Below are 25,496 nucleotides of genomic sequence, written 5' to 3'. Positions count from 1 at the left end.
ACACATCCGGACAACGCTAAAAACATGAAACGTATTGAATCGCTGGAGCAATTGCGCAACCTGCTGGGAGACCCCCACTCTCTGACACAGCAAAAGATTTCACCGGCACTGACGCCAGAGGCTCGCAGCTTTATTGAACAAAGTGCTTTAGTCTTTATGGCGACCGGTGGCGATGAAGATGTCACCGTCTCACCCAAGGGTGACCAGCCCGGCTTTGTGCGCATTGTGGACGACAATACCCTGCTGATTCCGGAGCGCCCCGGCAACAAGCTGCTGCACGGGCTCAGCAATATCCTGCACACGGGGCGTATCGGCTTGCTGTTTGTTATGCCCGGCACCGAAGAAACCCTGCGCGTGAATGGCAGTGCGGCCTTGTATGAAGACAAAGATATTTGCGGCGAGCTGTCTGCAAACGGCAAGCCTGCCTTACTGGTGATAAAGGTCGATGTGAAGGAGTGTTTCTTTCACTGCGCCAAAGCTTTCAAACGCAGCAAGGCCTGGCAACCGGCACACTGGCCGGAGCCGCAGAAAATAAAATTTGGGGAGCAAATTGCCAGAAACGCTGCAAGCGGAAAGCTCAGTCGGGCAGCGGTAGCCAAGGCGATCGATACTGCCGTAAAGGCGGACTACAAGTTCAATTTGTAGCGGGCGCAACAGCACCCGCTTCAGTTAACCGGCTTACTTCGACTGAACCAACGCCCGATTCTGCTCGCCAGCCACAAAAACCACTTCTCCGCCTTTATCAAGCGACTCCAGGCTTTCACTCACCACCTCTGCCGGCGTCATCCACATTTCGGTAGGGGTCTTCGACTTGTCAAAGTCGGAAAATTCATCGCGGGCATGAAAGTCGGTATGAGTAAAACCGGGGCACAAGGCCTGAACGCGAATATTGTCGGGCTCCAGCTCTTGCTGCAGCGACTCTGAGAAACTGTTCAGGAAAAGTTTACTCGCAGCATATACACCGCAGTCCTTCATCGGAAAGAAGGCGCCGAGCGAGGACAGGTTAATAATTGAGCCACCGCCGGCTTCTTTCATAAAGGGGATGACGGCGCGTGTCAGCCGCAGAGTGGCCGAAATGTGCAGATCCACCATTTTCTGCTGCAGGTCAAAGTCGGTATCGACAAAGGAGCCATAGGTACCAAAGCCCGCATTGTTAACCAATATAGTCACCGGCCCCTGCTGGCGGATTTTCTCGACAACCTCGGTCAGCCCCAGCTCGGTAGTGAGGTCTTCGGCAATCACCACCGTTTCAAGGCCTTGCGATTGCAGAGACTCAGCCACTTCGCTGAGCTGCTCAACGCGACGCCCTACCAGAATCATCTTGCGGCAGCGCGGTGCCAGTTGACGGCAAAACTCGGCGCCAAGCCCTGATGACGCCCCGGTGACCAGAGCAATAGCTTTATCTCCCACTGGAAATCTCCCCTTGTAAAGTGATTGCGGCAGTTTACACCCTTCGCCAGATTCTGCACGGCAGCGCCGCTGGCTATGGTAAACTCGCGACAAATAATTACGCGATGAGGCGCCCAATGGCTAAAGCCAAAAAGCAGAGTTTTGAAGAGTCACTCGCCGAACTGGAGGCCATTGTCGAACGCATGGAGTCCGGCGAACTGAGCCTTGAAGCTTCGCTGGAAGCCTTTGAAAACGGCATGAAACTCAGCCGCGAAGCACAATCCGCGCTGAGCGCCGCCGAACTGAAGGTTCAGAAACTCACCGAGCAACAGGGTGAACTGCACCTCGACGACATGGATACCGACGCGTAACGCCAACACATGAGCCGCCCCTTTCCCGACTACCTGCGTGAGTGCCAGCAGCGCATTGACGATGCCCTGCCCCGGCTGATCGGCCAGGCGGCCTCCGAGTATTCCGAGCACGCCGCACCGCATCTGCACAAGCTGTTTGAGTCCATCCATTACAGCACTCTTAACGGTGGCAAACGGGTACGCCCGGTGCTGGTGTATGCCGCGACCCACGCCATCAAGCCCGGTTTCGAAAACGACGAAGCGCTCGATCACGTAGCCGCCGCCGTAGAATGCATTCACGCCTACTCGCTGGTACACGACGACTTGCCCGCCATGGACGACGATGCCCTGCGCCGCGGCAAGCCCACCTGCCATATTGCCTTTGATGAAGCCACCGCCATTCTCGCCGGTGACGGACTGCAGAGTATTGCGGTGGAATTGCTGACTTCAGTGCCTAACTTGGCCGACCAGCGGCGCCTGGCCCTGATTAAAACGCTGGTAGCGGCGGCCGGCCCTCGCGGTATGGTCGGCGGCCAGGCCATTGATCTGGGCGCCGTGAACCAGTCGCCCACGCTGGAAACCCTGGAAGCCATGCATCAGCTCAAAACCGGCGCCCTGCTGCGCGCCGCCGTGCGGCTCGGGGCCCAGTATGCTGGCGCCGACGATGAGCGGCTGCGCAAACTGGACCAGTATGGCCGCGCTATTGGCCTCGCCTTTCAGGTGCAGGACGATATTCTGGATATTGAGGCCAGCACCGAGACCCTCGGCAAAACTCAGGGCTCTGATCTGGCCCGCAACAAGCCCACCTACCCGGCCTTGCTGGGTATGGAGGGCGCCAAGCAGCGCGCCCAGGCCCTTTACGAGGAGGCCATGGCTGCCCTGGAGGGCTTTAACGAGCAGGCCCTGCGGCTGCGCGAGCTGGCTCGCTTTATTGTTCAGCGCGAGCATTGAACGCCCGCCGGGGACACTCAAGATGAACTTTCAGTTACAATAGCGGCCACGCAGCTTTCTACGCGTTCACGACCCGATTCTAGACCGCATAACGGTGCTCATGTTTAAAGAAATTCCCCTACAGCGCCCCAACACGCCCCTGCTGGATCGCATTACTTCGCCTGCCGATCTGCGAGGACAGAGCGAGGAAGTCCTAACCTCGCTGGCACGGGAGCTGCGCGAGTACCTGCTGTATACCGTAGGGCGCACGGGCGGTCATTTTGGTGCCGGGCTGGGCGTTGTCGAGCTGACACTGGCCCTGCACTATGTCTACAACACCCCCAAAGACCGCTTGGTGTGGGATGTGGGCCACCAGTGCTACCCCCACAAGATTATTACCGGCCGCCGCGAGCAGATGCACACTATGCGTATGGCCGATGGCCTGGCAGGCTTTCCCAAGCGGGCCGAAAGTGAGTACGACACCTTTGGCGTGGGCCATTCCAGCACCAGCATCAGCGCCGCGCTGGGGATGGCGCTGGCCGCCCGCCAGAAGGGCGAAGACCGGCGCACGGTTGCGGTGATTGGCGACGGCGCCATGACCGCCGGCATGGCCTTTGAGGCCATAAACCACGCGGCCCACTGCCGGGCCAATATGCTGGTGGTGCTGAACGACAACCAGATGTCCATTTCCAAAAACGAGGGCGGGCTGAACACCTACTTCTCGAAAATCTGGGCGTCCAAGGTTTACAACAACATTCGCGACGGCGGTAAGGAAATTCTCGCCAAGCTGCCCGGCAACCCGAAAGATCTGGTGGCCCGGCTGGAAGAATACATGAAGGGCATGGTGGCCCCGGCCACGCTGTTTGAGGAGCTGGGCTTTAACTATATCGGCCCCATCGACGGCCACGACCTCGATGTGCTGGTGCCCACCATTCGCAATATGCGCGACCTCGATGGCCCGCAGCTGCTGCACATCATTACGCGCAAGGGCAAGGGCTTTGAGCCCGCCGAGAAAGACCCTATCGGCTACCACGCCATTACCAAGATCGAGCCCAAGCCCGCCCAGCCCAAACCGGTGAGCAAGCCCAAGGGCCCGAAATATCAGGCGGTATTTGGTGACTGGCTGTGCGACACCGCCACCATCGACCAGCGCCTGGTGGGCATTACCCCGGCCATGTGCGAAGGCTCGGGCATGGTGGAATTTTCCGAGCGCTTTACCGACCGCTATTACGACGTCGCCATTGCCGAGCAACACGCCCTGACGCTGGCGGCAGGCATGGCCTGTGAAGGCCTCAAGCCGGTAGTCGCTATCTACTCCACGTTTTTACAACGCGGTTACGATCAGCTGATTCACGACATTGCCCTGCAGAATCTCGACGTGACCTTCGGCATTGACCGCGCCGGTCTGGTCGGCGAAGACGGCCCGACCCACGCCGGCGCCTTTGATCTGAGCTTTCTGCGCTGCGTGCCGAACATGCTGATCATGGCGCCGTCGGACGAAAACGAAACCCGCCAACTGCTCTACACCGGCTACTGCCACAATGGCCCGGCGGCCATCCGCTATCCACGCGGCACCGGCCCCGGCGCTTTGATAGAGCGGGAAATGCGCGAACTGCCAATTGGCAAAGGCGTGATGAAGCGCGACGGCCGAAGCGTTGCCATTCTCAACTTCGGCACACTGCTGCCGGCTGCGATGGACGCCGCCGAGCAGCTGGACGCCAGTGTGGCGGATATGCGTTTTGTGAAACCCCTGGATGAAGAATTGATTCTGCAACTGGCTGACAGTCACGATCTGATTGTTACGCTGGAAGAAAACGCCATTGCCGGCGGTGCAGGCAGTGCCGTCAACGAATTCCTGCACAGCGCCTCACGCAGCAACCCGGTGCTGAACCTCGGCCTGCCCGATGAATTTACCGACCACGGGAATCACAGTGCCATGCTGGCTGCCTGCGGGCTGGATGGTGAAGGGGTTTATCGTTCGATCAGCGCGCGCCTGCAGCAAAGCGATCTGGTGGTGGCCGCCAAGCCGTAATACCGGCATTTGGTAAACTCAGGTGAGTGGATTTTATTCACTGATTCCCTGGCCGGCTTTCCCTCACCCCAGCCCTCTCCCAGAGGGAGAGGGGGCGTATAAAGCTGGATGGCAGGTCCCCTCTCCCGCTGGGAGAGCGGTCAGGGTGAGGGAGGTTTGCTGCTAGCCGGCAAAATGACTAGACATAATATTTGGCGCTAGCTCAAAAACTGCAAATAGGCCGGATTATCAGTTTCTTCCTGATACGGATAGTGCAGCTGGTCGAGAAACTCACCCACCTTGCGCCGATCCTTGTCGTCTATCTGCATACCCACCAGCACCCGACCATAGGCCGAACCGTGGTTTCGGTAGTGGAACAGTGAGATATTCCAGTCCTGGGGCAGGTTCTTGAGAAACTTCATCAGCGCACCAGGCCGCTCGGGAAACTCAAAACGATACAGCCGTTCATTGGTTACACTGCCCGGCGCGTGGCCACCCACCATATAACGAATGTGCAGCTTCGCCATCTCGTTATCGGTCATATCCCACACCGGGTAACCGAGGTCTTTCAGCTCGCGCACCAGATCTTCCCGGTCATTATTTTCCGGTGAAATCTGCACCCCCACAAAAATCTGGGCGTCTTTGCTGTCACTGTAGCGATAGTTGAATTCGGTGATATTGCGCTTGCCCAGCGCAGAACAGAAGCGCTTGAAGCTGCCGGGCTTTTCCGGAATCTGAACGCTGAGGATGGCTTCGCGGCGCTCGCCAATTTCGGTGCGCTCGGAAATATAGCGCAAGCGGTCAAAATTGGTGTTGGCACCACTGTCGATGGCCAGCAGGGTCTGCCCCTCGCAGTTGTTCTGCTCGACGTATTTTTTCAGCCCCGCCAGTGCCAGCGCACCGGCCGGTTCGGCAATAGAGCGGGTATCGTCAAAGATGTCCTTGATGGCGGCGCAGATTTCATCGGTGCTGGCAGTGATAACGCCATCGATGGTTTTCTTCAGCACCCGGAAGGTTTCCTTGCCGATCTGGGCCACGGCCACACCGTCGGCAAACAGGCCGACTTCTTTCAGTGTGACCCGACGGTTGGCTTCCAGCGCCGCCTTCAAACAGGCCGCGTCTTCCGGCTCAACGGCGATAACTTTCACATCCGGGCGCACGTATTTGATGTAGGCAGCCACACCCGCCGCCAGACCACCGCCGCCGACCGGCACAAACACCGCATCCAGCGGGCCGGTGTGCTGACGCAGGATTTCCATACCGATGGTGCCCTGCCCGGCAATCACTTCCGGGTCGTCGTAGGGGTGAACGTAAGTCATCCCCTTTTCCGCAGTCAGCTTTTTGGCATAGGCAGAGGCTTCATCGTAGGCGTCACCGTGCAGAATCACCTTGCCGCCGCGTGATTTGACCGCATTCACCTTGATCAGGGGCGTGGTGCGGGGCATGACGATGGTCGCCTTCACACCCATTTTGCTCGCGGCCAAGGCCAGACCCTGCGCGTGATTGCCGGCCGAGGCAGCTACCACACCTCGGGCCAGCTCTTCCTCAGACAGGCTCGCCATCTTGTTGTAGGCGCCTCGCAATTTGAAGGAAAACACCGGCTGCAAATCTTCGCGCTTCAGCAATACCCGGTTGCCGATACGCGCGGACAGCTGCCGGGCCTCGTCAATCGGTGTCTCGATCGCCACGTCGTAGACTTTGGCTTCGAGAATCTTTTTGATGTATTGCTGGGGCACAGTGTTTCCTTACTTGTTAAAGCGCATAACGAAAGGCGCAGTCTACCGTGAACCCTAACAGGCTCGCTACCCGGGGCCTGAGCTTTTATAATGCGCGCTTTACCCGCGCAGGTGCCCCCATGACCCAGGACGAACTCAAGCAAGCGGTAGCCGCCGCTGCCATCGAAGAAGTAAAGCAGGCCATTCTCGACGGCGAAATCATCGGCATTGGCACCGGCTCTACCGCCAACTGTTTTATTGACCAGCTGGCCGCCTTTCGCGATGACATCAAAGGCACCGTCGCCAGCTCCGAAGCCTCCGCCGAGCGCCTGAAAAAACACGGCATTGAAGTCTTCGAGTTGAACTCGGTCGACAGCATTGCGGTTTATGTCGATGGCGCGGACGAATCCAACCACGCCCTGGAACTGATCAAAGGCGGTGGCGCCGCACTCACCCGCGAGAAAATTGTCGCCGCCGTGGCCCAGCGTTTTATCTGCATCGCCGACGAAAGCAAACTGGTAGATCAACTCGGCGCCTTCCCCCTGCCGATTGAAGTGCTGCCGATGGCGCGCAGCCACGTAGGTCGTGAAATTGTGAAGCTGGGCGGCGACCCGGTTTACCGCGAGGGTGTGGTAACCGACAACGGTAATATCATTATTGATGTGTACAACTTCCCGATTGCAACACCGCGCAAAATTGAAGAAGCGATTAACAATATTGTGGGTGTGGTAACCAACGGGATTTTTGCCAAGCGGGCGGCGGATGTGTTGTTACTGGGCAGGCCCAGTGGTGTGGAAACGCTTTATCCAAAGGTTTAAACGCTTCGCTTAGCTCTAGTCATACTCTCAGGGTGGCACACACCTTCCCCCTTGGAGGCGCCGAGAAGCGCAAGTTTGCATCGGGCCAGAGCGAGCACTGTTCGAGTCCCGTAGCGGCGATAGCCGCGAAGGTCGAGTTGCGCAGCGACCGATGCAAACTGAGCATCGCAGGGAACCCGAAGGGCGCCGGAACGGGGGTGTCCTTTTCTTGGTTACTTCTTTTGGACAAGCAAAAGAAGTGACTCGCCCAGCAGGGCGAAACCATTGCTAAACCTTATCGATAAAAATTATTCTGTGCCAGATTGTTTCGCCTATCGGCGAGTTACCTTTGCTAAAGCCCTTCGGGTCGCCGCTACCGGCGCCCAAGTTGTAAACAACTTGTCTTGCTTGTCCAAGAAAGGTAACCCAAAGAAGGACACCCCGTTCCGCAGTCGGTTTCCGCTGCGCTCCAACCGATCCCCTGTGCGCTTCGCAGCCGGCGGCGCGAGCGGCTTACTTTCAAAATTTCAGGGCCCTATCAGCCTCAGACACCCGCTCGCTTGTTTCCGCCGTATGCTGCAGTGCTCGGCTGCTCCAAGGGGGAGATTACGGCACCCTGTAGTTAGTCCCGGCTAAATCGAAGAAACTACAACCACCGTTTCTTCCGAAACAACAACACCTCCCACACCACCACCGTCACACAAATCGCACACACTGCCCAAAACGCCCAACCGCTATCCGCACCCGGCATCCCACCGACATTGATCCCCAGCAGACCGGTAAAGAAGCCCAGTGGCAGAAAGATGGCTGCCACAATCGACAATACATACATGCGCCGGTTGGCTTCTTCTGACATCTGGTTAACCAGCTCTTCCTGCGCCACCCCGGCGCGCTCGCGCACGCTGTCGAGTATTTCAACGTAAAGCATCAGCCGGTCAGCCAATTCGCGCATGCGAAGTTTTTGCAGGTCATCGAACCAGCCGGGCGCTTCAAGCTGGATACGGCTCAGCGCTTCTCGCTGGGGAGCGATATAACGTCTGAGCGCAATCAGCTCCCGCCGCATGGCCGACAGTTCTGTGCGCATGGCCTGGCGGCTTTCAGTGAGCACCGCCTCTTCCAATTCGGCGACATCATCTTCCAGTTCTTCAATAGCATCGTGCATCCGCGCGGTCAGTCGGGCGGCCAGCACAGTGATAAATTCAGCAGCCGTGCGGGGTCCGTTACCACTGCGAATCTGGCCGACGATATCGTCCATCGACAGGAGCCGCCGGCGGCGAGAGGACACGATGCGCTGACCATCGCTCCACAGGCGGATGGAGACCATGTCTTCGGGGTCGGCGCCGGGGTTCAGGTTCACGCCGCGCAATGACATCAACAGCGATTTACCCGTAACCGAGGCACGCGGCCGGGTGTCTTCGGCCAGCAGTGCCGAGACGGTAACCGGATCGAGTCCGCTTTCTTCGCTGATCCAGCGCTGCACATCGGGTTTACTGTAGTCGAAGTGCAGCCACATCAGGCCCTGCTCCGGCTGCCAGCTGGCAATCTCGTCAGCCTGCAATTCTTTTGCACCGCCCTCGCCGTCGAACAGAAAGGCGTAGATCAATCCATCAAGCATCAACGTTCTCCTTGTGCCGCGTCAGCTCACTGAACTGTAGGTATCGGAGAGTATAGAAAGCCCCGGACAGTGACTGAAGCAATGATTCACTCTGGCAGGGTACAATGAGTCATACTTTTTCACAGCTTTTTGTCTGACACGCTGGCCCAAGGGCCGAGCCTGCCTACAATGCGCGTTCTCTTGCAAGTGAGGTGAGTCATGAAGATCGGTATCTGCATTCCCTATATGAAGCGCGGCATTGACCGCAAAACCCTGCTGGACTGGTGTCGCGCCATCGACGATGGCCCCTTTGACAGCCTTTCCTGTGGCGAGCGCATTACCGGTTATACCTATGAAATGCGCAACTTTCTGGCCGCAGCCGCTGCGGTTACCGAACGGGTTCGCATCGTGCCCTCGCTCTATGTTCTGCCCATGCACAACGCGGTCTGGGCGGCCAAGGAGCTTGCAACCCTGGATGTGATTTCCGACGGCCGCGTCACCGTTACCGTTGGTGTCGGCGGACGCGAGGACGATTACAAGGCTGTCGGTGCCTCTTTTAAAAACCGCTTTCAGCGTATGGATGACCAGATTGCCGAGATGAAGCGCATCTGGTCGGGCGAGCCGCCCTTTGAAGGCGCGGACATCGTCGGCCCCGAACCGGTGCAAGCGGGTGGCCCGCCGATCCTGGCCGGCTCGATGGGACCGAAGAGCATCAAACGAGTCTCCAAGTGGGCGGACGGCCTCTACGGCTTTGCAATGGACGGCAACGCCGATCTGATCAAGCACTTCTTCGACTCGGCCACCGATGCCTGGGCCGAATCCGGTCGCAGCACAAAGCCTTATTTGATGGGCGGCTTCTGGTATTCTCTGGCCGACGGTGCCGATCAGGCGCTGCAGAACTATGTCTTCGACTACCTGAAAATCTTCGGGGAAGACGAGGCTCGCTCGGTCGCCAAGACTATGAAAATGCACACTCCCGAAGCAATTGTCGAAGGCATCAAGGCCATCGAGGCATTGGGAGCCGAAGAAATCCAGCTGGTGCCCGCCACAGCCGACATCAAGGAAGTGGAGCGCCTGGCCAAACTGCTGTCCTAAACCACCATGCCCGAGTTACCCGAAGTCGAAACCGTGCGCCGGGGGATTGAAGCCCCCCTGCGCAACCAGCAGATCAGCCGCATGATCATTCGCGATCCGCGTCTGCGCTGGCCGGTGGATGATGCCCTGCCCGCGCAGATAGCCTCCGCCACGGTAAGCGGTGTGAGTCGCCGCGCGAAATACCTGCTGGTGGAAACCGATCGCGGCAGGCTGATGGTGCATCTGGGCATGTCGGGGCGGCTTTACTTTGTACCGGCGGGAACCCCCGCCGGGGTGCATGACCATATCGACTGGGAGCTGACCAACGGTCAGGCCCTGCGCTACACCGATCCGCGCCGCTTTGGCTCGGTTCACTGGCTGCTGCCCGAGAGCAGCGGCCACGCCCTGCTCGATCATCTGGGCCCCGAGCCCCTGTCTGACGATTTCACGGGCGAGCTGCTGTACCAGCGCTCACGCAAGCGCAGCAGTGCGGTGAAAACCTTCATTATGGACGGGCGCATCGTAGTTGGCGTGGGCAATATCTACGCCAACGAAGCCCTGTTCCGCGCCGGTATTCACCCGAAGCTGGCCGCGGGCAAAGTGTCGCGCCCTCGCTATGAAAAGCTCGCCACCGAAATCAAGCTGGTGCTGAGCGAAGCCATCGCCCAGGGTGGCACCACCCTGAAAGACTTTCTCGGCGGTGACGGCAAACCCGGCTATTTCAAACAGGAGCTGTCGGTCTACGGCCGCGGCGGCCTGCACTGCCTGCGCTGCGACACCCTGCTCAAGGAAATCCGCCTGGGCCAGCGCGCTACCGTATTCTGCCCCAGCTGCCAGAAGCGCTGATTTTGGCTGGGCGCGCGCCCGTGCTACCATTGCCCGCCTTCGAATAGAGCAGCAGACACGCAAATTATGGCGGGAATTATCTACCCTGGTACCTTCGACCCGATTACCTTGGGCCACGTTGATCTGGTACGCCGTGCCAGCAAACTGTTCGATCGCATCATCATTGCGGTGGCACAGAGCGAGAAGAAAAACCCCCTGTTTTCGCTTGAAGACCGCATTGAACTTTGCCGCAAATGTTTTGCTGACATCCCTGGCATGGAATACGTAAGCTTTACCGGACTGACCATCGATCTGGCCGAAAAGCTCGAGTGCTACACCTTCCTGCGCGGCGTGCGCGCGGTTGCCGACTACGAGTACGAACTGCAGCTCGCTCGCATGAACCGAGCCATGAACCCGCAGGTAGAAACGCTGTTTCTGACGCCTGGCGAAGGCCTGTCTCACGTCTCGTCCTCACTGCTGCGTGAGGTCGCCGCCATGGGCGGCGATGTGTCGCGCTTTGTTCCCCCTCATGTGCTGGACGCCCTGAACGGCAAGTTCGGTTAATTATGGCCCTGCTTATCACCGACGAATGCATCAACTGCGACGTATGCGAACCGGTGTGTCCGAACAATGCCATTTACATGGGCGAGGAAATCTACGAGATTGATCCGGATTTTTGCACTGAGTGCGTCGGCCACTTTGATGAGCCACAGTGCGTGACCGTCTGCCCGGTGGACTGCATCCCCGTCGACCCCAATCACGTGGAAAGCAAAGAAGAACTAAACGCCAAATACATCGCTATTCAGCAGTTGTAGCCCCCTCTTCCAATGGGCCGTTGCCAATGGAGCCGCGCCATGCGAATTCTGCTTATTGCTATCACCTCCCTGCTACTGGCCTGCTCGGCCAAACTCCCCGATAACACAGCAGAACCCAAAACCGATATTGTGCCGGAAGCCGCGTCAGGCTTTTCCGGCGTCACGCAGGCGACGGCCTCCGAGTTTATGGCGGTGACTGCCAACCCCTACGCCACCAATGCCGCCCGCGATATCCTCGCCAAAGGCGGTAGCGCAGTCGATGCGGCTATCGCCGCCCAGCTGGTGCTGGGGCTCGTGGAGCCTCAATCCTCGGGCATTGGCGGCGGCGCCTTTGCCCTGCACTGGGACGCCGAACAGCAGACCTTAAGCGCCTGGGACGGCCGCGAAACCGCGCCTGCCGCCTTGGGCGATGAGCACTTTCTCAAGGACGGCAAGGCGATGTCCTTTTTCGAAGCCGTTATTGGCGGCCATTCGGTCGGCACGCCCGGGGTCATTGCGCTGCTTGAAAGTCTGCACCAGCGCCACGGCAAGCTGCCCTGGAAAACCCTGTTTCAACCGGCCATTGCACTGGCCGACAGCGGCTTTGTGATTTCGCCCCGGCTTCATACCCTGCTGGAAAAAATGCCCAAAGTCGCGGTTAACCCGGCCATTACCGCCTACTTTTTTGAGGCGGACGGCAAAACACCCAAAGCCGCAGGCACCCGCCTGCGCAACCCGGACTATGCCGGCAGCCTGCGTCTGATTGCGCGCCAGGGTAGCGAGGCTTTCTACCGGGGCAAACTCGCCAAAGCCATGGTGGCGGCGGTGCAGAACGATCCCAATCACACGGGACTGCTAAGCGAGCAGGATCTGGCCGATTACCGAGCCATTGAGAGACAGGCGGTGTGCAGCCCCTTTCGTCAGTATAGGATCTGCGGCATGCCGCCGCCCTCTTCAGGCGGCACCACTGTGGGTGCGATTCTCGGCACCCTGCAGCATGTCACCAGCAGATCTGACAGCCAGGCCCAGCAATGGCACCACTTTGCCGAGGCCTCCCGGCTGGCTTTTGCCGATCGCAATCACTATATCGCCGATCCGGATTTTGTTGCCGTGCCCACGCAAGGTCTGGTTGAGGCCGCTTACCTGAAACAGCGCAGCAATCTGATTCAGCCGGGTGCGCGCATGCGCGACGCCCCTGTCGGCAAACCGCCGGGCGCTGGCAATACTCGCCTCGTCAGCAGTCACTCGCCAGAGCTGCCATCAACCACCCACCTGTCCATCGTCGATGCCCAAGGCAATATCGTCAGCATGACCAGCAGCATTGAAACCGCCTTTGGCTCGCGGGTCTTTGTCGGTGGCTTTCTGCTCAACAACCAGCTCACCGACTTTTCCTTTGAGCCGGAAAATGCCCGGGGCCTGATTGCCAATCGCCCGCAGGGTGGCAAGCGACCGCGCTCTTCCATGGCGCCAACCATCGTGTTCGAACAGCAGCAGCCGCGACTGGTGATCGGCTCGCCCGGCGGCTCGCGCATTATCAATTATGTGGCCCGCTCGATCTGGGACATTCTGGAAAACCGGCAGCCGGTGGCTGAAGCGGTTGCGGCGCCCCATGTGATCGCCATGGGGCGCGGTATCGAACTGGAGAAGGGGCGGATCAATCCGAGTATTCCCGGCAAGCTTGAAGCACTGGGACACAGTGTCCGATTGCGCGATCAGACCTCGGGCCTGCACGCCATCTGGATTGGCGATAAAGGTCTGGAAGGGGGCGCCGACCCACGGCGGGAAGGGACAATATCGGGGCGTTAAGCCAGCGTAGAGGCGGCGCGCTCGGCCAGCACCCGCTCTACCGTGTCTACAATTACCTGAGTCTGACGATCCACCTCGATATTCACCCGCTCACCCACGTTCAAGTTCGACAGGTTGGTCACGCGCAGGGTTTCCGGGATCAGACAAACCGAAAAAGTCGCCGCGCTTTTATCGATATCCGCGACCGTCAGGCTGCAGCCGTGCAAGCCGATAAAACCTTTTTTAAAGACGTATTTCAGCAGCTCGGGCGGTAAGCGGAAGGTCATAGTGCAGTTGTTCTCCGGCCGGTCCAGCGCCACCAGTTCCGCGGTGCCATCCACATGCCCGGAAATCAGGTGGCCGCCAATTTCCGCGCCCTGGGTAGCCGAGCGCTCGACATTCAGCCAATCGCCTTCTCGCAAGTCTCCCAGGGTGGTCAATGACAGGGTTTCCTGCATGGCGTCGAAATGCACCCGAACGTCGTCGATCACCGTGACGGTCATGCACACCCCATTCAAACCGACGCTGGCACCGATGGTCAGCCCCTCAACCAGCGCGTCATTGAGTTCGACAATGAGCTGACTCAGCCCCGGCTTTTTCTCCAGCCCGACCAGTTGAAAAGCCCCGGCCACAATACCCGTGTACATAACAACTCCAAACCTCAGATCAGCGTGACGGTGGCGGCGATCAGCAACTGGGAAACAAAATACAGGGGCAGGCCCCACAAACGATTGATAAAGCCGGGGGCCACAAAGCGATTGCGCGCTACCGCCAGATCCGACACCGCAAAGGCGACGGCCCCGACAATGATCCAGCCTTCTCCGGTCGCCACGGCCAGACAGACCATGGCCGAGATCACCACAATGTAAGCCACCACCGCCACCTGAAACTGGCGATTCAGGTAGGGCCACAGCCAGCGCAGCACAACCGCAGCCACCAGCGTCATCGCGACCACTGCACCCAATAGCGTCAGCCCATCGAGCGGCAGCTGAAGGAAGGCGATCGCGTAAGCCAGATGGCCCAGCAGAAAGGCCACCATACCGGCCAGGAAAGCCGGCCCCTGGCCGGGCGGTATCAGCAGAACATCGCCTGCCATACACAATACCAGCCCCGCCAGAACCCATTGGCCGTAACCGCTATCGAGGGCCCCACTGGCCAGCCCGGCCCAGATAAAGGCCAGTGCCGCCAGCGGTTTGAACAACCATTCGGCGCGGCGCACGCCCTGGCGCTCAAATACCAGCAGCAGGACAACACTCAGCAGGCAGGTGAGGGCGGGTATTTGAACTGATGCGAGCAACATGGTGCCTCCAGTATTGGGCAGCGGCGCATTATTGTTTACCATGGCTCCCCGCATAACAAGCCAGCCCCGCGGTTTTGGGCCAATCAAAAACATAACAAGGACTTACACATGGGAAATACTCTCGGGAAAATCGGCACCCTTGCCTTCTGGATTGCCGCCGTTGTTAATCTGATCACCCCCTTTGGCAGCGCCGCGCCGTGGATTACCGGTATCGCCATAGCCCTGCTGGTGGCCCACGCCATTGAATGCATCGTGTTTCGCAAACACATTCAGGCCGACCCCAAGGTGCCCGCCGCTCAGGGCTACCTGCTGGTACTGCTGTTTGGTGTACTGCACAGTGGCCAGTGGATGAAGAAATCCTCCGCCTGAGCCCCACGCTGCGATGGAGAACGCCACCGCACACTGGTAGGATTGCGCTTTTGACCAAGTAAGTATTGAGGCCGTCAATGAAGCGAGTCGTATTCAACCAGAAGGGTGGCGTTGGCAAGACCAGCATTACCTGCAACCTGGCTGCGATCAGTGCCTGGAAGGGCTACAAAACCCTGGTGGTCGATCTGGACGTGCAGGGCAACAGCAGCGAATACCTGATAGGCACGCAATTTCGCGAGCTGAAGGACAATGCAGCAGACTTTTTCCGGCAGAAGCTGTCTTTCTTTGGCAAAGGCAAAGAGCCCCGCGACTTCATCTACAATACCGAATTCGAAAACCTGTTTCTGATGCCCTCCAGCCCTGAGTTGGCGAGCATCGAGCGGGATCTGGAATCGCGCCACAAGATCTACAAACTGCGCGACGCACTGGATAATCTCTGCGACGAATACGAGCACATCTACATCGACACACCTCCGGCGCTGAATTTCTACAGCCGTTCGGCGCTGATCGCCTGTGATTCGCTGCTGATTCCCTTTGACTGCGACAGTTTTTCTTCCGGCGCCCTGATGGGCCTGCTGGATACCGTGGCGGAGATCAAGGAAGACCACAACCCCAAACTGGAGCTGGAGGGCATTGTGGTCAATCAGTTCCAAGCCCAGGCCTCACTGCCCCAGCAACTGACCGAAGAACTGACGGATCAGGGTCTGCCCCTGTTTGAGACCTTCCTCAGTGCCTCGGTCAAAATGAAAGAGTCGCGCACTCGCCAGACGCCACTGATCTACATGGCCCAGTCCCACAAGCTGACGCAACAGCTGCTGGCCATTCATAGCGATCTGGAAAATAACAGCAAAAAGAAAGGCCGTCGCAAAACGGCCTGAGGAAGGATGAGCGCTAAAACTAGCGCTCAGGGCTCAGCCTGATGCTGGACTCTTTGCGAATCTGCATCAGGCCCAGTCCGAAGTTGGCTACATCCGCATCCACTTCCAGTCGGTAGTCGAGCGCGTCTTTGGGATTGCGCAACCATTTCTCCGCCAGGCTCAAACCACTGAGCAGGTTCAGCTCCACCGGCACCATCAGGTTGACGCTGTCGTTGGCGGGCACCGTCAGCTTCTCATCCCGACGCCCAAAGGCCAGCTCGCTGTCCTCCAGAAAAATCCGGTAGTTCAAGCGTTTCATGTTGAGTTCAAAGGGGTTGGGGTTGCGCACCCGAACGCCCACGTTAAGGGTTTGTGCAAAGCCCTGACGCGGTTCCAGCGACAGTGAGGTCAGGCTGACTTCCGGCTTGGCGGCATCGCGCATCCAGGCACAACCGCTTACCAGCAGGGCAAAGGCGAGCACAAAAAAACCGCTCGCCTTGGCGAGCGGTTTGATGACATCCACAACGGGCATGTTACTGACCGGTCGGGATCAGGCTCAGTTCAACGCGGCGGTTCTGGGCGCGACCTGCAGCAGTATCATTGCTGGCGATAGGATCACGCGGGCCCATGCCGGCGGTGCGCACGCGACTGGCGGCAACGCCACTGTTCAGGAAGAACCGGGCGACACTTTCCGCGCGCTGCTCAGACAGGTTCTGGTTGTACTCGAAGCTGCCGGTAGAGTCGGTGTAACCATTGATCTGCAGCAGCGTTTTGTCGTATTCCTTGACGACAGCGACCACACTGTTCAGCACATCGGTAAACGAGGGTTTCAGTGAAGAGCTGCTGGTATCAAAGGTGATGTTGCCGGGCATGATCAGCTTGATGGTATCACCGATACGCTCAACCCGAACGCCAGTGGCTTCGAGCTGCTGACGCAGCTTGGCTTCCTGAGTGTCCATGTAGTAACCGGCACCCGCGCCCACGGCGGCACCGGCCAGCGCGCCCTGTTTGATGGCCTTGTTCTTGTCTTTACCTGCCGTAGCGGCACCGATGGCAGCGCCTGCCAGGGCACCAATACCGGCACCTTTAGCCGTGTTGCTGGTTTTCTTTTCACCGGTATACGGGTCGATGGTACAGCCCGCCACCACCAACGCCAGTGCAATACTTGCAACGCGTACTAGCCATGTAGATTTCATTGAAGAACACCCCTTACTTATAAATGTGGTTAATAATCACAGATAGTGAGAACAGAATGCGAGTGTAAAAACTGTCGCCTGCGCATTCTGCGTACTATTGCCGAATTTTTTGCCTTGTTCCTGATCTCGTCCGGCTAAATGCCGGGTGGCTGCCAGCGGCCATCACCGTCGACATCCACATAAATCGGGTTTGCCAGTGCAATGGGCTCAAGCCCCGGTAACAGCTTGCCATAAACCGGTGTCGCCGGCCCCATTACTTCGACAACGACCACGCTATCACGGCGAAGATGAATCGTCTCTGAATAAACGTCACCGGCACTAACTTTTCGGGTGTGCCGCAAGCGACCGTTTACATAGATATTGAGATCTTCAACCGCAACCCAGGGCGCGGCATCGATACGAATTGTGATCTGCTGCTCCGCACCTTGCAGATTGGCACCAATAATGGATTCCCCATCCTGCGTAATGCTGAGCAGGGGACCACTGGTCAGATAAAGAGCACCGCGCCTGACGGCATCGACCACGGCCTTGTCATTGCGTCCGGGACCGCGCTTGGGCACGTCGAGGTAGTTGCGCGGAATACCTATCGGCTCGGCGAGCTCGTGGGAGTCGCTGTTGCCGGTGGCGCGAATGGGGTAGCCCTGATTCAGCAGGGCCAGCCAGTCACGACGGATCTCCCGATAGGCGACGACCTTGTCGCCATTGAAGATCTCCATGGCATCGAAATCAATATCGCGAAAGCCCTCCGGGCCCGTTTCCAGCAGGCTTCGGTTACGCGAGTGCTTTAATGGCAGCGATGGCTCGAAGACTGAGCCCTGCGACAGGTGACCGAAGAAGGCCAGGTCGTCGTCGAGGCTGTCTGTGGAGCGCGGATGATTCAGCTGAAACAGTGCTTCTGGATAGCGGTATCGTGTTTCTGCAATCAGGCTGTGCAGGCGGCGATCCTCAACCCGCGGCACCCCGCCGGCAAAGAGATCACTGCGCTCAGCCACCGGAAAGATATTGCTGTGACCGATAGAGGTAGGCACGGTCTCCGTGCGCGCCATGCCGGTCAACTCCGAACCGGTGACCAGATGTATTCGCTCCTGCAAACCGCTATCGGCCAGCACCGCCTGACCATCGACGATGCGGTTGTGCTCGGTCAGCACCATGATGTCCGCATCCTGCGCGGCAAAGCTGCGTAGCTGTTCCAGCAGCGGCAAGCTGGAATCAAAACTGCCTTCGGCGTGCACATGAAAGTCCGCACTCGCCCATTCGCTTTCGTACACCCGCGCAGGGGGCTCGATTGTCAGACTGGAGACCTCACCGGGGCGCACAACGATTTGCGTCCGACTGACGTCGTATTCCAACCCCCGGCTGGCGAATACCTCGTACTTGCCCGGCGGCAGAAACACCGACTCAGGGTCGGAATCGATACCCGCCAGTGAGACCGTCTGACTCACCAGCGAGTGCGCCACGGGCAGACCATTTTCGCGAAAGTCGAGCAGACCGGCGCCAATGCGCGGTGACGGTGTGCCATCCAGACCGTGGAATGTCAGCTTCATGGTCTCGCCGCGCGGCAGACGCAGCTCACTGCGTTGCGTAAACTGCAGCGCCCCCATGTCCGGGCCGTCACTCAGGTTGTGTGTCTGGGTCAGTGTTTCACCCCAGGGGCTGCGCGCAGTCAGCGAAACACGCTGCAAGCCCTTGGGCAGGCGCAGGGAAAAACGCCCCGGCTCGGTAATGCGACGGTGGCTGACGGGGTGGCCCTGCTCGTTGAACAGGGCCAGCGCCACTGGCGCCGCGTTCACACTGCCTTCCAGTACCGCCCCTTGATAAAGCTTGTCCGTAATGGCGGCGACGTCCGCCTGTTTGCCCGGCACCACCCGAAAGTGAACCACCATGCGCTCACCGACTTTCAAATCCATCAGCTGGCTTTGCATCATCTGCCACATACCGGGCTTTTCACTGCCCCACCACAGTGGACGGGTCATCCAGCCGTGCATGCTGTATTCCGGCAGAGCAATCAGGAAGGTGGGCAGCGCGTGATCAACACCTTCGGTGTCAGTCAGGTAGGCGGAGGCCAGTTGTACGCCGTAACTCAGCGGTTCTTTCGCAACATGACTCCCGACCAGCACACTCCAGTCTGCCGGCATCATGCCCGCCACCAGTGAAAATACATTGTGGCGATCGATGTAGGGGTGATCGAAACCCAGGCTGTAGGCGGAGTTACTGGTCGACAGGGTAAACGGGGACAGCGAACGGTGGGGGTAAAGAGTCAGCAGGCCACTCATCCTGACCGGGCGCCCCGGCGCCACCCGCTCCACGTCAATCCACATGGACAGCGCATCGAGATCCTTGCGGTCCAGCACATAGCGAATGGTCTGGCGCAGGCCGGCCTCTTCGCCACGTACAACGACCTCGGCGCGGCTCTTGCGCGCGCTGCTTTCAATCCGCTGCGCGCGGATTGCCTTTTCCTTGGCCAGACCGGTTAACAGATTGGAATAGGACCACTGATCATCGGCGCGATCGCAAAAGCCAAAATCGATCAGGGTACCGCCGCCGGCAACAATGCCACTGTCGTGGTCGACATCACTGACCGCCGCACACAGGCGACCGTCGCTCAGCCACCAGTCGCCGCGCCCAGCAATAGCGTCCGGACCGCTTCGCGGCACAGCGTCCACGTTTGACGCATCCAGCTGAAAGGCGGTGTAAGTGGAAGCCTGAACAGCCCCTGAAAAAACGAAGCCGAGCAATAATGCCCGGCCCCACGCTGCGTACTGTTTTATCATGCTGAACACCGCAGTTTGTTACGCACCCATGATGAAAATGCAGATCACACTGCCAAGTGCGACCAGATAGGACAGCGAGCGCAGGATGTCACGATCCGCCATATAGAACACCGCATGCAATACACGAGCAACGACAAACGCAATGGAAACAGTGGCCAATTGCTCCTGCGGCACACCGGAGACAAACGCAGCGACCAGTGCAGCAGTAAACAGAATCAGGCCTTCCCACGCATTCTGTTGGGCGGCAAATACACGAGCGGCCAAACCAGTCGACTGAGCATATTGCTGACGCGGGTTTTTGTTGTCGGCGCTGCCCAGCTCCTTGTGGCGAGCATAGCCGCCAATGAAGGAGAGTACGGTCGGGATCAGGGCAGTAATCATCAAGCACCAGAGTGCAGTAGTCATAGCAGGTTCCTTGTTATTGTGGCGTTTTAGTTATTAAGCACCCGACAATACGGGAGTCAGTTATTATTGATCGCGACACTCACCTCGGCAATCTCTGCTGGCAAGGTTTGGGTCAGGAAATTTAAACTATCGCGACGAACACTTGCGTCATTTGAGAAGTGACCTTCAAAAAAGCTCGCCACCGCCAACTGGGTAATCCAGTGCTGGCGTATTGGGTTCATCGCTTTTGGGAGGGGGTTCATTTCACACAGAGGCGGCGGTTCACGTGGCTCTACACCCTCATCCGGCGAGCCGATCTTGTCAAACCAGGTCTCTTCATTACTGCTTTCGATATTGGACTTCACCTGATCACAGCCGATCTTGTCGGGGTTTTTCATCCAGCGCAGAAAGCGCGCCATATCGGCAAAGCCGGTATGCGAAGCGCCGTCTACCGTCACCAGAATGGCACCCGGAACCTGCAGCGTGGGCAAAGCGTTAGCCTTGTAGTCCACCAGCGCGTCGATCTCTGAAGCGATCATCATGTAAGGCATACGGCGCTGGCTGTAAAAACGCTCGGTAAAGGTGAAACTCGGTCCAGCAATGGATACCGCGGCATCGACGCGCGGGTCGTGCAGGCGCGGGTGAAAGGCGGTCATGGTGGTTGTCATGCCACCGAGGGACAACCCGAACAGACCAATGCGAGACTCATCGATGGCGCCCTCAAACAGATTGCCGGCGTCACTGTGCCAGCTCATCAGTTGATCCAGCAGAAAGGTGATATCACCCGGCTGATTGACCACGTCCACAACATAGGGTTCATCGGGCGCATCAAAGTTGGTTAAGGGGTAATCCATTGAAGCCACCACATAGCCCTTGCTCGCCATGTGTTCGGCCATGTAGGCACCACCGGTCCGCATGGACATAAAGCCGTGGCTGTATATCAGCAGCGGCAGCGGGTCACTGGCCGGACGACCTTCGCGCAACAGATCGCTCGGATACCAGATACGGGTTTTCAAGGTGCGTGAATCCGCGCCGTCAAATTCCCCGTGGGGCTGACTGGGGCGAGTAGTGTCTTCCAGCGTTACGTCAAAGCTGGAGACCGCGTAGGGGCCGTTCTGCAAGCGACCGGCGCTTTCCAGCGATTCGTCGAGCGGCTCCGGACGCTTGGTGAAAGTGAGCAGCAGACCAGCGACGACAATCACCAGGACCACAATCAGTAACAGACGTTTCACACGCTTCTCCCAAGCCCGGACATGAATAAGAATAAATAATGGGGGGCTAGCCTACCACTTGCGTGTGACAAAACAAAAAAGGGCGATTACAGCCGCGCGCCGTAACCGCCCAAGATCCGAATTACTTCTCTACCCTTACTTTTCTACGAAGGCCCGTTCAATCACATAGTGGCCGAGGTAGCCGTTGCGAGACTCGCGAAAACCGCGCTCGTCGAGCAGGGCCGTCATATCCTTCAACATGGACGGGCTGCCGCAGAGCATAAAACGGTCATTCTCCTGGTCGGGTTCCGGCAAGCCCACGTCGGCAAACAGCCGCCCGCTTTGCAGCAGATCCGTCAGCCGCCCCTGATTGCGAAAACGCTCGCGCGTTACCGTGGGGTAGTAGATAAGCTTCTGCTTTACCTCATCACCAAAAAACTCATTTTCCGGCAACTCATGGGTCAGGTAATCGGCATAGGCCAGTTCGCTGGCGTAGCGCACCCCGTGACACAGAATGATCTTGTCAAAGCGCTCGTAGACCTCCGGGTCTTTAACGATACTCATAAAGGGCGCCAGGCCGGTGCCGGTAGAAAACAGATACAGGTTGCGACCCGGCAACAGATGGTCGGCCACCAGCGTGCCGGTGGGTTTGCGGCTGACGAAAATTTCGTCACCCACCTGAATATTCTGCAGCCGCGAGGTCAACGGGCCATCCGGCACCTTGATGCTGAGAAACTCCAGCTCCTCATCGTAATTGGCGCTGACGATACTGTAGGCGCGCAGCAGGGGCTTGCCCTCCACCGGCAGACCAATCATGACGAAGTGCCCGTTTTCAAAACGCAGACCGGTGTCACGGCTGGTCTTGAAGCTGAACAGCGTGTCGTTCCAGTGATGAATATTGGTTACCCGTTCTGTTACAAGGCTGGTCATTGCGATCCGTCTCTCATACGCCAAATGTGGAGGCCACTATAGACGCGCCACCCAACATCGGTAAAATGGGTTATTCATATATCACTTAACTGAAAAACCGATTATGCGTTACACCCTGCGCCAGCTGGAGGTCTTTCTCGCCGCCGCCCACTACGAAAACATCACCCGGGCTGCGGGCCACCTCGCCATGAGCCAGTCTGCCGCCAGCGGCGCACTCAAAGAGCTGGAGCAGCAATTTGACGTTCAACTGTTTGATCGGGTGGGAAAGCGCTTGCAGATCAATGAGTTGGGCAGAGCTCTGCGGCCCGAAGCCGAGAGCCTGCTGGAACAGGCCAAGGCCTTTGAGCAGGCACTGGCACAGCACACGGATATCGGCCAGATCAAGGTGGGCGCCACCCTGACCATCGGCAACTATCTGGCGGTGGGTATCGTCGCCCGCTACATGGCCCAGCAGCCCGGCGCCCGGGTCCATCTGGAGGTGGCCAACACCGAAGCCATTACCAGCAAGGTGCTGGATTTTGAGCTGGATATAGGCCTGATCGAGGGGGATTACCACCACCCGGACCTGGACATCATGCCCTGGCGGGACGATGAGCTGGTGGTATTCTGCAGCCCCGACAACCCGTTGGCACAACGCTCACAGGTCAGCGACGCCGAACTGCTGGCGCAGCCCTGGATTCTGCGCGAACGCGGCTCAGGCACCCGCCAGGCCTTTGACCGGGCCATGCACGGCCTGCTGCCGCAGATGCAGATCGCGCTGGAACTGCAGCACACCGAAGCCATCAAGCGCGCCGTGGAAGCCGACCTGGGGCTGGGCTGCCTGTCGGCCATCACGCTGGAAGACGCCTTCCGCCGGGGCCGCCTGGTGCCACTGACCACCGCGCCCAAGGATTTCCGGCGGCACTTTTATTTTGTGCTGCACAAGCAGAAGTACCGCAGCGCCGGCATCCAGCGCTGGCTGGACCTGTGCCGGGAAGGGTAAACTCGGGCACAAAACTACTACTCTCAATAATAAGGACTGCTCATGATTACTCCCCTCTACGCCGGTCTCTGCGGCATTCTGCTACTGGCTCTGTCGTCCCGCGTGGTTAACGGCCGCCGCGTTCACAAGGTCGGCCTCGGCGATGGCGGCAACGAGGAATTACAGCGACTGATTCGGGTTCAGGCCAACTTTGTCGAATACACGCCAATGATTCTGGTGCTGATTTTGCTAGTGGAACTGAATGACAACAGCGCGACAGTGGTGCACGCGCTCGGCATTGCCCTGGTTCTGTCGCGGGTACTGCATGCGGTTGGCCTGACCAGCTCAGCCGGCGCCACCCTGCCACGCTTTATCGGCACCCTCGGCACCTGGCTGACCCTGGCAATTGCCAGCTCGATCCTGCTGATGGACACCCTGCCCCAGTGATCTGATCCGGGGGCTCGGCGCGTATCACAACGCAACATCACGGGAGAGACCCATGGGCCACAAGGCGCTTTTTATTCTGATAAACGTACTCGGCGGCAGCGCCGTGCTGGGCAGCTACGTCTACGGTTTTAACGCTTACCCGGATGCAGTCGGCGCGCTCTGGGGAGAGGTTCCTGAAGGTCTGATTGGCGTGTATAGCGGCAATATGTTTCTGGCGGCGAGCGGTTACCTGCTCGTCTTTGCCTACCTGCTGAGTCAGGTACCGGCAGACACGCGCACGGGTAACGGCGGCCTGCTGTTTGAGCAGCTTAATATGCTCTTTGGGGCGGTGTTGTTCTGCTCGGCGCTGTGGATGCCCCTGAGCTTTGCCCTGCTGGAGGCACCGAATCAGGACTTGTGGTGGTGCATTCGCGCCGTGCTGCTGACGACCGGTATCTCATCCCTGTTGATTGGCCTGCAGGTCTATCGCCACGCGGTGCAGCGCGGGGCGCTGTTCAAGCTTGCGCTGGCAGGCTACGCGTTTTTCTGCCTGCAGACCGCCGTGCTAGATGCGCTGATCTGGCCGGCCTTCTTTCCCATCTAACCGGCGACGCTCCCTTTAACCGCCTTCCGCCGGCCCCGCTTCCGGTTTGACACCGGTACCCAGCACCCGTGCCTTGGCGATCTCGAACTCCTCCTCGGTCAGCGCCCCGCTTTGCTTGAGCTCCTGCAGACGCTGCAGCTTGGCGACCGGGTCATCGGTACCGACCTCTGCTGCCGGTGACGACTTGTCGACCACCCCCAACCACTGCCCCAGCTTGCGCAGCACCAGCATGGCGCCGCGCCACAGTTTCGGCAGCATCCAGATAAGCAGCAAAATAAATAGCGCCAGCAGCACTAGAAACAGTACCGGATGGTTCAGCGCCGTCCACAGGCCTGCAAATACGGCCACATCCTCGCCAATCGAAGCTCCCCAGTTGGTAAAGGGCTCGGGTGACGTGTTGATAAGCACCCGAGAGCTGGCCTTGGCCGCATGCGTGACCGTGGTCAGGGAACCGCCGAGCACACCGGCCGCGACCTGCAGGGCCGGCGTTATATCGCCGACGCTGCCCGCCGCCAGAAGGGCCCCGGCCGGAATGCGGATAAAGGTATGCAGGGAATCCCAGGCAGTATCCACGCCCGGCGTTTTATCAGCAAAAAACTCCACGCCGTACATCAGACCCGCCGCCATCATGACCATCGGGTCCTGCAGCACCTGCAAGCCTGGCGGCAGATCCATATTCCCGGTACTGCCGGCAAAGCCGAGCACCAGCATGGCGGCATAGAGATTCAGGCCCGATGCCCAGGCTACCCCCATACTCAGTGAGATCAGTGCGGCAACCTGTTCAAATTCGCTCACGACAACTCCTTTTTCTCAAGGCGACCGCGCTTAAGCGGCTCGCGGCAGGGTGCGCAGCGCCGCCACGCACAGGGCTAAGGTCACCCATTCGAAAATCAAGGCGCCAAGGGTGTAGCCGCTTAAATCGCCACCGGCCAGCACGCCGACCAGACGACCGCTGCCGATACCGCCCACCGCGACCACCTGCACCCACAGGGCCTTTTCAATATAGTCGCTGCGCAAAAATCCGACGAGAGCAGAGAGACCCACGGCAATTTGCAACCCCCCGTACATGGCACGCAGCTCGGCGACAGCGGTTGCCGTCGTCGCCTCGACCCCCGCGATGGGGCCGAGAAATTCGGGAAAGGCCAGGCAATACATGCCGTAAGGGGTCCAGCCCACCGCCAGAACCAGGAGTAAAATACGAATTGCCATGCCGATACGCTCCG

At 58.8% G+C, this 25,496-nt stretch carries 28 protein-coding genes; 15 read left to right on the top strand and 13 right to left on the bottom strand.

From position 1 onward, the window contains the following. Positions 1-24 precede the first annotated feature (24 nt). Positions 25-645: an MSMEG_1061 family FMN-dependent PPOX-type flavoprotein gene (locus ABY734_RS02465; RefSeq protein ID WP_372777379.1), complete on the top strand. Its 621-nt coding sequence runs from the start codon at positions 25-27 to the stop codon at positions 643-645. A gap of 33 nt (positions 646-678) precedes the next feature. Here the strand turns inward: ABY734_RS02465 and ABY734_RS02460 are convergent, their stop codons facing one another. Next, positions 679-1,410, bottom strand: a complete 732-nt coding sequence (locus ABY734_RS02460; protein WP_372777378.1) for an SDR family NAD(P)-dependent oxidoreductase — start codon at positions 1,408-1,410, stop codon at positions 679-681. A 116-nt stretch (positions 1,411-1,526) separates the two neighbouring features. Between ABY734_RS02460 and ABY734_RS02455 the strand changes: the two genes are divergently transcribed. From ABY734_RS02455 to dxs, 3 genes are all read left to right on the top strand, one after another. Beyond that, the gene (locus ABY734_RS02455; protein WP_372777377.1) at positions 1,527-1,760 is read left to right on the top strand and encodes an exodeoxyribonuclease VII small subunit; all 234 of its coding nucleotides are present in this window, start codon (positions 1,527-1,529) and stop codon (positions 1,758-1,760) included. Between the two features lie 9 nt (positions 1,761-1,769). Beyond that, positions 1,770-2,690 (top strand): polyprenyl synthetase family protein, encoded by a 921-nt coding sequence (locus ABY734_RS02450; protein ID WP_372777376.1) that lies wholly within the window; start codon positions 1,770-1,772, stop codon positions 2,688-2,690. A gap of 100 nt (positions 2,691-2,790) precedes the next feature. After that, positions 2,791-4,701, top strand: a complete 1,911-nt coding sequence (gene dxs, locus ABY734_RS02445; RefSeq protein ID WP_372777375.1) for a 1-deoxy-D-xylulose-5-phosphate synthase — start codon at positions 2,791-2,793, stop codon at positions 4,699-4,701. A 197-nt stretch (positions 4,702-4,898) separates the two neighbouring features. Here the strand turns inward: dxs and ilvA are convergent, their stop codons facing one another. Next, complete coding sequence (gene ilvA, locus ABY734_RS02440) at positions 4,899-6,416, bottom strand: threonine ammonia-lyase, biosynthetic (protein ID WP_372777374.1); 1,518 nt, start codon at positions 6,414-6,416, stop codon at positions 4,899-4,901. A gap of 119 nt (positions 6,417-6,535) precedes the next feature. On the opposite strand from ilvA, the gene rpiA reads away from it, so the two are divergent. Next, entirely contained in the window at positions 6,536-7,213 is a 678-nt protein-coding gene (gene rpiA / locus ABY734_RS02435; protein ID WP_372777373.1) for a ribose-5-phosphate isomerase RpiA, read from the top strand. Positions 7,214-7,838: 625 nt separating this feature from the next. Here the strand turns inward: rpiA and ABY734_RS02430 are convergent. Beyond that, positions 7,839-8,807 (bottom strand): zinc transporter ZntB, encoded by a 969-nt coding sequence (locus ABY734_RS02430; protein ID WP_372777371.1) that lies wholly within the window; start codon positions 8,805-8,807, stop codon positions 7,839-7,841. Positions 8,808-9,005: 198 nt separating this feature from the next. Here ABY734_RS02430 and ABY734_RS02425 point away from each other — a divergent pair, with 198 nt between their 5' ends. From ABY734_RS02425 to ggt, 5 genes are all read left to right on the top strand, one after another. Continuing rightward, entirely contained in the window at positions 9,006-9,881 is an 876-nt protein-coding gene (locus ABY734_RS02425; protein ID WP_372777370.1) for an LLM class flavin-dependent oxidoreductase, read from the top strand. A 6-nt stretch (positions 9,882-9,887) separates the two neighbouring features. Further along, positions 9,888-10,706, top strand: coding sequence for a bifunctional DNA-formamidopyrimidine glycosylase/DNA-(apurinic or apyrimidinic site) lyase (mutM, locus tag ABY734_RS02420; protein WP_372777369.1), 819 nt, complete (start codon positions 9,888-9,890; stop codon positions 10,704-10,706). 66 nt (positions 10,707-10,772) lie between these two features. Further along, positions 10,773-11,249, top strand: coding sequence for a pantetheine-phosphate adenylyltransferase (gene coaD, locus ABY734_RS02415; protein ID WP_372777367.1), 477 nt, complete (start codon positions 10,773-10,775; stop codon positions 11,247-11,249). A 2-nt stretch (positions 11,250-11,251) separates the two neighbouring features. Continuing rightward, positions 11,252-11,500 carry a YfhL family 4Fe-4S dicluster ferredoxin gene (locus ABY734_RS02410; RefSeq protein WP_372777366.1) on the top strand — a complete coding sequence of 83 codons (249 nt, stop codon included), beginning with the start codon at positions 11,252-11,254 and terminating at the stop codon, positions 11,498-11,500. Between the two features lie 39 nt (positions 11,501-11,539). Then, positions 11,540-13,285, top strand: a complete 1,746-nt coding sequence (gene ggt, locus ABY734_RS02405; protein WP_372777365.1) for a gamma-glutamyltransferase — start codon at positions 11,540-11,542, stop codon at positions 13,283-13,285. On the opposite strand, the gene ABY734_RS02400 is transcribed toward ggt, so the two are convergent. Both ABY734_RS02400 and ABY734_RS02395 read right to left on the bottom strand, forming a co-directional pair. Further along, the gene (locus ABY734_RS02400; protein ID WP_372777364.1) at positions 13,282-13,911 is read right to left on the bottom strand and encodes a riboflavin synthase subunit alpha; all 630 of its coding nucleotides are present in this window, start codon (positions 13,909-13,911) and stop codon (positions 13,282-13,284) included. The genes ggt and ABY734_RS02400 overlap by 4 nt on opposite strands. 14 nt (positions 13,912-13,925) lie before the next feature. Next, positions 13,926-14,564 (bottom strand): lysoplasmalogenase, encoded by a 639-nt coding sequence (locus ABY734_RS02395; protein ID WP_372777363.1) that lies wholly within the window; start codon positions 14,562-14,564, stop codon positions 13,926-13,928. 108 nt (positions 14,565-14,672) lie between these two features. Between ABY734_RS02395 and ABY734_RS02390 the strand changes: the two genes are divergently transcribed. Beyond that, positions 14,673-14,933, top strand: coding sequence for a DUF1145 domain-containing protein (locus tag ABY734_RS02390; protein WP_372777362.1), 261 nt, complete (start codon positions 14,673-14,675; stop codon positions 14,931-14,933). 77 nt (positions 14,934-15,010) lie between these two features. Beyond that, a complete protein-coding gene (locus tag ABY734_RS02385; RefSeq protein ID WP_372777361.1) occupies positions 15,011-15,811 on the top strand; it encodes a ParA family protein in 801 nt (266 codons plus the stop codon). A 19-nt stretch (positions 15,812-15,830) separates the two neighbouring features. Here the strand turns inward: ABY734_RS02385 and ABY734_RS02380 are convergent, their stop codons facing one another. From ABY734_RS02380 to ABY734_RS02355, 6 genes are all read right to left on the bottom strand, one after another. Next, complete coding sequence (locus ABY734_RS02380; protein ID WP_372777360.1) at positions 15,831-16,322, bottom strand: LEA type 2 family protein; 492 nt, start codon at positions 16,320-16,322, stop codon at positions 15,831-15,833. Between the two features lies 1 nt (position 16,323). Continuing rightward, on the bottom strand, positions 16,324-16,986 hold the full coding sequence (locus tag ABY734_RS02375) for an OmpA family protein (RefSeq protein WP_372777359.1): 663 nt from the start codon (positions 16,984-16,986) through the stop codon (positions 16,324-16,326). Between the two features lie 134 nt (positions 16,987-17,120). Then, entirely contained in the window at positions 17,121-19,757 is a 2,637-nt protein-coding gene (locus ABY734_RS02370) for a CehA/McbA family metallohydrolase (protein ID WP_372777358.1), read from the bottom strand. A gap of 18 nt (positions 19,758-19,775) precedes the next feature. Next, on the bottom strand, positions 19,776-20,162 hold the full coding sequence (locus tag ABY734_RS02365; RefSeq protein ID WP_372777357.1) for an MAPEG family protein: 387 nt from the start codon (positions 20,160-20,162) through the stop codon (positions 19,776-19,778). A gap of 56 nt (positions 20,163-20,218) precedes the next feature. Then, the gene (locus ABY734_RS02360; protein WP_372777356.1) at positions 20,219-21,373 is read right to left on the bottom strand and encodes an alpha/beta hydrolase family protein; all 1,155 of its coding nucleotides are present in this window, start codon (positions 21,371-21,373) and stop codon (positions 20,219-20,221) included. Positions 21,374-21,508: 135 nt separating this feature from the next. Beyond that, positions 21,509-22,282, bottom strand: coding sequence for a ferredoxin--NADP reductase (locus ABY734_RS02355; protein ID WP_372777355.1), 774 nt, complete (start codon positions 22,280-22,282; stop codon positions 21,509-21,511). Between the two features lie 103 nt (positions 22,283-22,385). On the opposite strand from ABY734_RS02355, the gene ABY734_RS02350 reads away from it, so the two are divergent. Genes ABY734_RS02350 through ABY734_RS02340 form a run of 3 tightly spaced genes read left to right on the top strand, consistent with a single transcriptional unit; the run spans position 22,386 to position 24,273 of the window. After that, positions 22,386-23,264 carry a LysR family transcriptional regulator gene (locus tag ABY734_RS02350; protein ID WP_372777354.1) on the top strand — a complete coding sequence of 293 codons (879 nt, stop codon included), beginning with the start codon at positions 22,386-22,388 and terminating at the stop codon, positions 23,262-23,264. Between the two features lie 42 nt (positions 23,265-23,306). Then, entirely contained in the window at positions 23,307-23,690 is a 384-nt protein-coding gene (locus ABY734_RS02345; protein ID WP_372777353.1) for an MAPEG family protein, read from the top strand. 52 nt (positions 23,691-23,742) lie between these two features. Continuing rightward, positions 23,743-24,273, top strand: coding sequence for a hypothetical protein (locus ABY734_RS02340; RefSeq protein WP_372777352.1), 531 nt, complete (start codon positions 23,743-23,745; stop codon positions 24,271-24,273). Between the two features lie 15 nt (positions 24,274-24,288). Here ABY734_RS02340 and ABY734_RS02335 read toward each other — a convergent pair whose 3' ends face one another. After that, the gene (locus tag ABY734_RS02335; RefSeq protein WP_372777351.1) at positions 24,289-25,068 is read right to left on the bottom strand and encodes a DUF4126 family protein; all 780 of its coding nucleotides are present in this window, start codon (positions 25,066-25,068) and stop codon (positions 24,289-24,291) included. Positions 25,069-25,098: 30 nt separating this feature from the next. Further along, on the bottom strand, positions 25,099-25,482 hold the full coding sequence (locus tag ABY734_RS02330; protein ID WP_372777350.1) for a DUF4345 family protein: 384 nt from the start codon (positions 25,480-25,482) through the stop codon (positions 25,099-25,101). Between the last annotated feature and the right edge of the window lie 14 nt (positions 25,483-25,496).

This window comes from Litorivivens sp. (genome assembly GCF_041624475.1).
GTDB lineage: Bacteria > Pseudomonadota > Gammaproteobacteria > Pseudomonadales > Spongiibacteraceae > Litorivivens.
Note: the sequence above shows the minus strand (reverse complement) of the source record. Positions and strands in the feature narration are given on the sequence as shown.

Bases quoted from the DNA above. Each gene is read 5' to 3' on its own strand.
- ABY734_RS02465 (WP_372777379.1), top strand. From the start codon at position 25: ATGAAACGTATTGAATCGCTGGAGCAATTGCGCAACCTGCTGGGAGAC.
- ABY734_RS02455 (WP_372777377.1), top strand. From the start codon at position 1,527: ATGGCTAAAGCCAAAAAGCAGAGTTTTGAAGAGTCACTCGCCGAACTG.
- ABY734_RS02450 (WP_372777376.1), top strand. From the start codon at position 1,770: ATGAGCCGCCCCTTTCCCGACTACCTGCGTGAGTGCCAGCAGCGCATT.
- dxs (WP_372777375.1), top strand. From the start codon at position 2,791: ATGTTTAAAGAAATTCCCCTACAGCGCCCCAACACGCCCCTGCTGGAT.
- rpiA (WP_372777373.1), top strand. From the start codon at position 6,536: ATGACCCAGGACGAACTCAAGCAAGCGGTAGCCGCCGCTGCCATCGAA.
- ABY734_RS02430 (WP_372777371.1), bottom strand. From the start codon at position 8,807: ATGCTTGATGGATTGATCTACGCCTTTCTGTTCGACGGCGAGGGCGGT.
- ABY734_RS02425 (WP_372777370.1), top strand. From the start codon at position 9,006: ATGAAGATCGGTATCTGCATTCCCTATATGAAGCGCGGCATTGACCGC.
- mutM (WP_372777369.1), top strand. From the start codon at position 9,888: ATGCCCGAGTTACCCGAAGTCGAAACCGTGCGCCGGGGGATTGAAGCC.
- coaD (WP_372777367.1), top strand. From the start codon at position 10,773: ATGGCGGGAATTATCTACCCTGGTACCTTCGACCCGATTACCTTGGGC.
- ABY734_RS02410 (WP_372777366.1), top strand. From the start codon at position 11,252: ATGGCCCTGCTTATCACCGACGAATGCATCAACTGCGACGTATGCGAA.
- ggt (WP_372777365.1), top strand. From the start codon at position 11,540: ATGCGAATTCTGCTTATTGCTATCACCTCCCTGCTACTGGCCTGCTCG.
- ABY734_RS02400 (WP_372777364.1), bottom strand. From the start codon at position 13,911: ATGTACACGGGTATTGTGGCCGGGGCTTTTCAACTGGTCGGGCTGGAG.
- ABY734_RS02395 (WP_372777363.1), bottom strand. From the start codon at position 14,564: ATGTTGCTCGCATCAGTTCAAATACCCGCCCTCACCTGCCTGCTGAGT.
- ABY734_RS02390 (WP_372777362.1), top strand. From the start codon at position 14,673: ATGGGAAATACTCTCGGGAAAATCGGCACCCTTGCCTTCTGGATTGCC.
- ABY734_RS02385 (WP_372777361.1), top strand. From the start codon at position 15,011: ATGAAGCGAGTCGTATTCAACCAGAAGGGTGGCGTTGGCAAGACCAGC.
- ABY734_RS02380 (WP_372777360.1), bottom strand. From the start codon at position 16,322: ATGCCCGTTGTGGATGTCATCAAACCGCTCGCCAAGGCGAGCGGTTTT.
- ABY734_RS02375 (WP_372777359.1), bottom strand. From the start codon at position 16,986: ATGAAATCTACATGGCTAGTACGCGTTGCAAGTATTGCACTGGCGTTG.
- ABY734_RS02370 (WP_372777358.1), bottom strand. From the start codon at position 19,757: ATGATAAAACAGTACGCAGCGTGGGGCCGGGCATTATTGCTCGGCTTC.
- ABY734_RS02365 (WP_372777357.1), bottom strand. From the start codon at position 20,162: ATGACTACTGCACTCTGGTGCTTGATGATTACTGCCCTGATCCCGACC.
- ABY734_RS02355 (WP_372777355.1), bottom strand. From the start codon at position 22,282: ATGACCAGCCTTGTAACAGAACGGGTAACCAATATTCATCACTGGAAC.
- ABY734_RS02350 (WP_372777354.1), top strand. From the start codon at position 22,386: ATGCGTTACACCCTGCGCCAGCTGGAGGTCTTTCTCGCCGCCGCCCAC.
- ABY734_RS02345 (WP_372777353.1), top strand. From the start codon at position 23,307: ATGATTACTCCCCTCTACGCCGGTCTCTGCGGCATTCTGCTACTGGCT.
- ABY734_RS02340 (WP_372777352.1), top strand. From the start codon at position 23,743: ATGGGCCACAAGGCGCTTTTTATTCTGATAAACGTACTCGGCGGCAGC.
- ABY734_RS02330 (WP_372777350.1), bottom strand. From the start codon at position 25,482: ATGGCAATTCGTATTTTACTCCTGGTTCTGGCGGTGGGCTGGACCCCT.